Annotated in this window: 2 protein-coding genes; both read left to right on the top strand. The window is 35.0% G+C overall.

All coding sequences use genetic code 11. The features are described from left to right. Positions 1-2,720: hypothetical protein (locus Q0733_RS12525; protein ID WP_298782613.1), on the top strand; the 2,720-nt coding region annotated here is incomplete at its 5' end. A 572-nt stretch (positions 2,721-3,292) separates the two neighbouring features. Beyond that, a partial coding sequence (locus Q0733_RS12520) for a choice-of-anchor U domain-containing protein (RefSeq protein WP_298782611.1) occupies positions 3,293-7,848 on the top strand: 4,556 nt, incomplete at its 3' end.

Raw genomic sequence — 7,848 nt, 5'->3', positions numbered from 1 at the left:
TAAATACATCAGCAACAGCTGGTCGCTATACCGTATCTACGACCTTAAACACCACTTTTACACTTACAGGTACACTATCCCATACCGTAAAAGTTCTAATCAGTCATGGTGCGTTTTTGGCAGATGGTACATCTGAAGGATTTGTGGCTTTAGATGGTGCTTCTTATGATTTTACCCCTACTTTAGAACCAGGTTTTGTATCTTCTTATGATGCGGTTACTAATACCTACTTAGTAACAGAAGATGGCACAAATACTTCGGACAACTCTAATGGAAGTGGATATATATGGGTTTCTAATGGACCAGCTTCTAGTTTTAAGACCATAGGTTCAGCATCAACTCCAACTAGTAACTATTATTTTTCTCTTAACACCTGTTTAGATACTGATAATGATGGTATAATAAATAGTTTAGACTTAGACTCAGACGGCGATGGATGTCCAGATGCCTTAGAAGGTGATGGCGGATTTACTTATAACAATTTAGAGTCTACTACAGCACTAACAATCACAGATGTAGATACAGACGGAGTACCTACAGCAGCCAATGGAGGTCAAGCAGATGTAAGCGCTACAGATGCAAATGTACAATCAGACGAATGTGATTCTTGTAATGCAGCCAGTACATTATTTAGTGATATTGATGCAGATGGAGTAGGAGATGCTTGTGATTTAGACAATGACAACGACGGTATTTTAGATACTAAAGAAAACGGATGCTTTTCAGGTATAAAAAATTATGTAGGATTCTCTCAATTGGGGTTAACCAATGATATAGTCACAGTACCATCAGGTTCTTACGATGCCAGTGCAGACCTTGGGCTACCCACAGGAAGCGTAATCATAGAATATGAAAACTTAATCAGCCCAAGTACAACAACAGGAGCTCTTTCTGTATCTTCTACGGAGTTTACCACTTATACACTTACAGGAACATTGGCACATACTGTAAAAGTTCAGGTCAACCATGGGGGAGTTTTACCAGACGGTTTATCTGAGGGCTTTATAGCTTTAGATGGAGCTTCTTATGATTTAACATCTACATTAGAAGCAGGATTTGTATCTTCTTATGATGCAGCTACTAATACCTACTTAGTCACTGAGGACGGTACGGGTACGTCTGACAATTTAAATGGAGATAGATTTATTTGGCGCTCTAATGGGCCTGCGTCTAGTTTTAGAGTAATAGGCTCAACAACAGGTACAAGCAGTAATTATACTTTTGGTCTTAGTGCGTGTTTAGACTCAGACCAAGATGGTTTTATAAATAGTTTAGATTTAGACTCAGACGGCGATGGATGTCCAGATGCTTTAGAAGGTAATGGCGGATTTACTTATAACAATTTAGAAACTACTACAGCACTAACAATCACAGATGTAGATACAGACGGAGTACCTACAGCAGCCAATGGAGGTCAATCAAATATAAGTTCGAGAGATGCGTCTGTTCAATCCGACGAATGTGATTCATGTAATGCAGCCAGTACATTATTTAGTGATAATGATGCAGATGGAGTAGGAGATAATTGTGATTTAGACGATGATAATGATGGTATTTTAGATGCAGACGAAATATGCATAGACAATGTATCTACAAGAGCCTGGGCAGCTAGCCCACAATCTGCAACAGAAATTAATGGTATGGACGTACAGCATATAACCCTTACCAATAACCCTAGTCCTAATCTATGGAGAATAAGTTGGCATTTTGGTAATGCCACAAATGCCATAGGGAAAGAAATAGCCATTAATTTTTCTGAGCCGGTATACCTATCTTCAAATGGCATAGATTTTCAATTATCTGGTATGGATGCTCCTAGTCGATTCGGTAATTTCTTTATCATCTATGCAGATGGGTCAAGACAACTTAATGTAGATTTTACACTGGAAAACAATACATATATAGTAAAGGGAACCGAAACAGGAGGAGTGATACATAATATAACTTCTGTTACAACAGGTGTTAGTCAAGGAACGGCTGATTTAGCCTTTATTAATGTAGACAGAACAAAACCCATTCTAAGTTATGGCTATACGACATATGCTTTAAATGGAGGAAATGTTACTGAAAACATTACACCTTACTTTGTAGTACCCTGTGATACGGATGATGATGGAACACCAGATTATTTTGATTCAGATAGTGATGGCGACGAATGTTCCGATGCCTTTGAAGCTGGAGCAACCACAGATGGCACAACAGGCTATGTTTTTCCAACCACAGATGCAAATTGGGATACAAATGGAGATGGTTTGGCAGATATTGTAGATACAGCAAATGGTAGTCCATTAGATGGTGTGCCAGGTTACACTTCTACCTATACTGTAAACTCCTTAGACAATACCGTTCTATTATGTGAAATAGATGTTAGTTTAACAAAAACTGTAGATAAAGTAATACCAAAGTTAGGCGATGAAGTTGTTTTTACTATTGTAGTAACCAACAACACAGCAAGAAGTGTAACCGGTGTTCAGGTAATAGATGTGTTGCCTACAGGTTTAACCTATGTAGAAACAAGCTCAGATATACCAAATAATACAACCTATGTAGCATCAACAGGTATTTGGGATTTAAGCAGTTTAACAATAGCATCAGGTGGTACGGTAACGTTAAAAATAGCTGCAACAGTAAATACAGTTGGTCCTATTATAACCAATAAAGCAGAAATATACAGTTTGCCTTTAAAAGATAAAGACTCAACACCAAATAATGATAATTAGATAATATTTACTATAAATAATGATAATTAGATAAAAATTTACAATTTAATATCATATAAATTATATTTTTCTTTTTTTTATTAAAATAAATAGTATATATTTACCTTGTAGGTAAAGTGTAATACACTTGTACAAAACCTTAAAAATTCATTTTTCGGTCAATTTAAATGTGTTTTACGCCCTATATAAAAGCATTTAGTGGATTTGATTTATATTAAATTTAATCACTAAATGTTTGTTTCTAATAATGAAACAACTAAAAAAAAATTGATTTTTCCATTTTTATATAAAGATCTGTAGTCATACATATAGAGTATTTTAATACTCTATAAAATCTTAATATAAGAATATTGTTAATATTTAATCTATCTAATAATACATTACAGATTTTGTTTACAAAATCTGTAATGAACTATTTTAGTATAAATAGATATTCAAAGCAAGAAAGAAAAATATAAAGCGAGTTTACAAATAGAAAATTTATAATGAATATATAGACAATTAATTATATAAATATTATCCAAAAAAAGGCAATTTAAGTTTGTTTTTGGTGTATTAATTCCCCAATGCTTATGAAATCAATGTTACCTATATTTAATAATATATACGTAGGAAAAATAAATTTAAAAAATGTAATAAATGGTTTAGTTCTATTTTTTGCAATTTTTACTCTTCAATCTCAAGAAACATTATCTCAAGAATTTAATGGAATAATTTCAGAATTTTCAGATGAAGCCTATGTGGCTTTTGAAGAAACATTTTATGAAAATACTTTTTATGTTTCAAATAAAAATACCGTAACTACCCTTAGTCAGTTTGCAACCTGTGCAGGTACTGTTGGAGGTACAGGTACTGGAGATGATTTTGATGGAGATGGGGTGTGTAATGAGAATGACTTAGATGATGATAATGATGGTATTTTAGATATAAATGAAGGTTGTTATTATCCTGCTAGTCAAATGACAAATCCTGTGCTCCCTTTGCAAGATTTAGGTTTTGAAGAGCAGATAGATATTGCAGGAGTTACGCAAAATGGAACAAATGATATTTCCCCTTGGGTTCATTCTAGGCCAAGTGCAGATTTTGCTACGCCAGGAGTTTCTACCATATGGGATTTAGAACACCAACCAGGCTCTCCTTTTGGAGGAGATGTGGTTTTGTTTTCTTCAGGAGGTTTAAATTGGGGAGAAACAATAGAGCAAGAGGTAACAGGCTTAGTAGTTGGGCAAGCTTATGATTTAGAGATTGCTTATAAATATTCTAAGGCAGCAGGTACTTATAATAAAGATGCTGTTATTCAAGCAAGTTTGGGTAGTCAAATTCTTCAAACACCAACATTTAGTGAAGCAGCTTCAAACGATCCTAATTGGCATACTCATGTATTTACATTTACACCAACTGCAACAACACATACATTTGTAATAGGAATTTTATCATTGGGTCTACATGCTGGTGCAATAATTGATATTTCTTTTGGTTGTGGAGTTGATGCTGATAATGATGGCGTTCCAAATCATTTAGATTTAGATTCTGATGGAGATGGAATACCAGATAATATAGAAGCGCAAACTACTTCGGAATATATTCAACCAGCAACTGACAGCGCGACAGCGTATGCTACAAATAATGGACTAAATTCCGCTTATCTAGCTACTAATGGATTAACACCTGTTGATACAGATGAGGATGGAGCATCAGATTTTTTAGACACAGATTCTGACAACGCACAAACAGATGATACTACAGAAGCAGGAATAACATTAGCAAATAATGACAATGATGGAGATGGATTAGATGATGCTGTTGATACTGATGATAATAATTTTGGACCTATAAATGCCAATATAACAGATGTTTTAGGAACATATTCAAATAATGTATTTGATGTGTTATGGAGGGTAGAGTGTTTATATGGAAAAATAGCTTCAGAACAATATGTAATATCAGCTTCAGGTAATGGGGCTAGTAATTGGGGAAGTGACACTGGTGTTACAGGAGCTCCAGATGAAAATGGAGGAAATACAGTAGCCAATAGAATTGCGTTAGGATATACATCAGCTAATCCAGCAGTAGTACTAGAGTATGCAGAAGCATTTAGTGGAGGCTCTATATTAACAATGTATGCTCGTCAGTATTCTGCTAATTTTGAAGGGGATTTTACCATTGCATTTTCAGAAGATAATAATGTATGGACAGCAGAGTCTGCCAATCAAAATATAGGAAGTACAACATATACTACCTTGCAATATACAGTGCCAAGTAGTTTAACAGGTAATTATAAATATGTTAGGTTTACAGCAACAAATACTCCAGAAAATACCATTACTTTATTTGATGCGGTTCAAATATTTGAAGAATACTGTAATGCATGCCCTGCAGGTGTAAATACTCCTAATTTTGCTACTACTGTAGTAACAAATAGTTGTCCTTTAATTACGGTAGATTTAACAAGTATTACGGCAAGTAATAATCCAGCCAATACTGTATTAACATGGCATACAGGTACACCGGCAACAAGTAGTAATTTAATTGCAAATACAACAGCAGTCTCGTCGGGAACTTACTATGCGGCGTTTTACAATGCAGCAAACACTTGTTATTCAGGAGTAAATGGAACAGGAACAACAGAAGTAACGGTTAGTTTAGATAGTGATTGTGATACTGTGCAAGATTCAGTTGATTTAGATGATGACAATGATGGTATTTTAGATTTAGTTGAATGTCCGGATATACCACAAACACTAGTAGCTTTAGCCGCAGGTGACTTTAATGCTATTGACCAGCAATCTTATCCTTTGTATGCTAATAGTGTTGCTAATTTGGTAAATAATAACATCACAGATCTCACAAGTACTGTGTCTGGAAACTCTATGCTTTGGAGAGAAGAATTAGAAGGAGAGTTTGGAAATACAACACCATTGGACGGTCACTTTGAGAACGAACTGATAGTGACTCCATCTGCGCCAAACAACAATGGAGTTACTGGTATTGCTTTGTGGGCTCCAGTGATAGCTCCACCTAGTGGAGACGGTCCAATACGTGATTTTATTGTAGAAGTGACCTACAGTGGAGGTGTATGGACTTCTGGTGTTTTTCAAACCGATCAACCTACAACTGGAGATTCTCGTAATTACGGACAGTTGTTTTCATTTGAAAGATCTTTTGACCAAGTTACACAAATTAAAATTACAAGTCAGAATGGTTGGTATAACCAAAATAGTAGCTTAGATGCACAAAATAGTGGTACAAATTGGATTTCTACGGAAGATGTTAATTGGGTAGGAGCAAGCCTTTCATATAATATGTCTCTTAATGAATTTAGGTTGGTGTTTGGAGGTAGTGCTATTTCTTTAACTTGTGATTTAGACAATGATGGTGTTCCAAATCATTTAGATTTAGATTCAGACGGAGATGGATGTCCTGATGCAATAGAGTCAGGAGTGACAGGAACTTTATCTTCAGGTAATCTTGTAAATGGAGATGGAACAACTAATACAACGGTAAGTGCTGATAATGCTATAGCCGCAGCTCCATATGGAGTAAATGGTTTGTCTGATGCAGTAGAAACAAATGACGATGGTATAATTACTTATACTTCAACGTATACTACAAATGCTTTAGATCAAGCAATTGCTAATTGTTTACAAGATGATGATGGCGATGGTGTAAATAATATAATTGAAGATGCTGGTCCAAATGGTGGAGATGCCAATGGTGATGGAATCTTAGATTCTACACAATCTAATGTAGCTTCTATGTTAGACGCAACAAATACTGGAATTTATGTAACCTTAGAAGTTTCTGGAGACTGTAATAAAATTATTAACATGGAGGTGTTATTAGAGTCTGAATTACCTTTTTTAGATCCTTTAAATGACTATCCCTTAGGTTTAGTTGATTATACTTTAGAGTGTATATCGTTAGGAGAATCAGCAGCAGTAAAAATTTATTGGCATGGTATATCAAATATAGAAACATACCGAAAATTTGGACCATCTGCACCAGGTTTAACAGATAATTCTTATAAAGAATTTACATCAACAATAGGAACTAAAACTATAGATACAGTTTTAGTGCCAACAGTAAATTACACGCTTACCGATGGACTAGTTGGAGATGATACTATTGAAGATGGTTTTATTACTGACCCAACAGGTCCAGCAGTTGCTGTTATTGATACAGATGATGACGGAATTCCAGATGAAGATGATATAGATGATGACAACGATGGTGTTTTAGATACAAATGAATGTTCTATTTATTTTACAACATCTGAAATTGCTGCTTTAGCTGCAACTAATAGTGATTTGTTTTATGATGAATGGAGAGCAACAGGTAACTTCCAAGATCAAAATAATGGATCCACTGGTGTAAATTATGATACAGCCAATCCGCATCAAGGTATTATAGATTTTCAAACAGCTCCTCTAGCAAATTTTGGAGAAGTTTTGGAGCCAGTTTCTAGATTTAATGGGAGTGCTTTTAACAGTGTTCTTACAGATGTTGTTGAAACAGGTAGTTTTACAGGTGTAACAAATATTACGTTTTCTGATGTGGGTACTACTGGTCAGATTACAGCATGGAGAATCATGAAAACTTATATTTATATTCCAGAAGGAGGGGTAGATTTTACTATAGATCTTGCAGTTACAGGTTTTTCCAGTCATGCAGTATATTTACCTGTGCCTAATGGTATTGGTACTTACAATGCAGTTACTAAAATTTGGGATGAAGATAGCGATGGAATAGCAGATCCAATATCTAATGTATCATATGATACAAATGATCTTAAATTGGTTGCTGAAATTGTAAATGAAAATCCGACTCCAACAGTTACAGCCCAATTAACAATATCAGGGTCGCAAAGTGGAAAGTTGGTTCCTATGGTTATAATGAGTACTGATCAAGGTGTTGCAGGTCAGTTAACAATGACATTAAACCAAGCATCATCAATATTACCATTTTCTGCAATAGAATCTTTAGTTGTACCAACGTGTGATGATGATGGAGATGGAATATATAACCATTTAGATTTAGATTCTGATGGAGATGGATGTACAGATGCATACGAAGCAGGAGTAAGCCCAACTACAAATTTAGGCAATGGAGATGTTGTAAATGGAGACGG

It is taken from the genome of uncultured Polaribacter sp. (assembly GCF_947500975.1).
In the GTDB taxonomy this organism is placed as follows: domain Bacteria; phylum Bacteroidota; class Bacteroidia; order Flavobacteriales; family Flavobacteriaceae; genus Polaribacter.
This window is presented reverse-complemented; position numbering and strand designations above follow the sequence as displayed.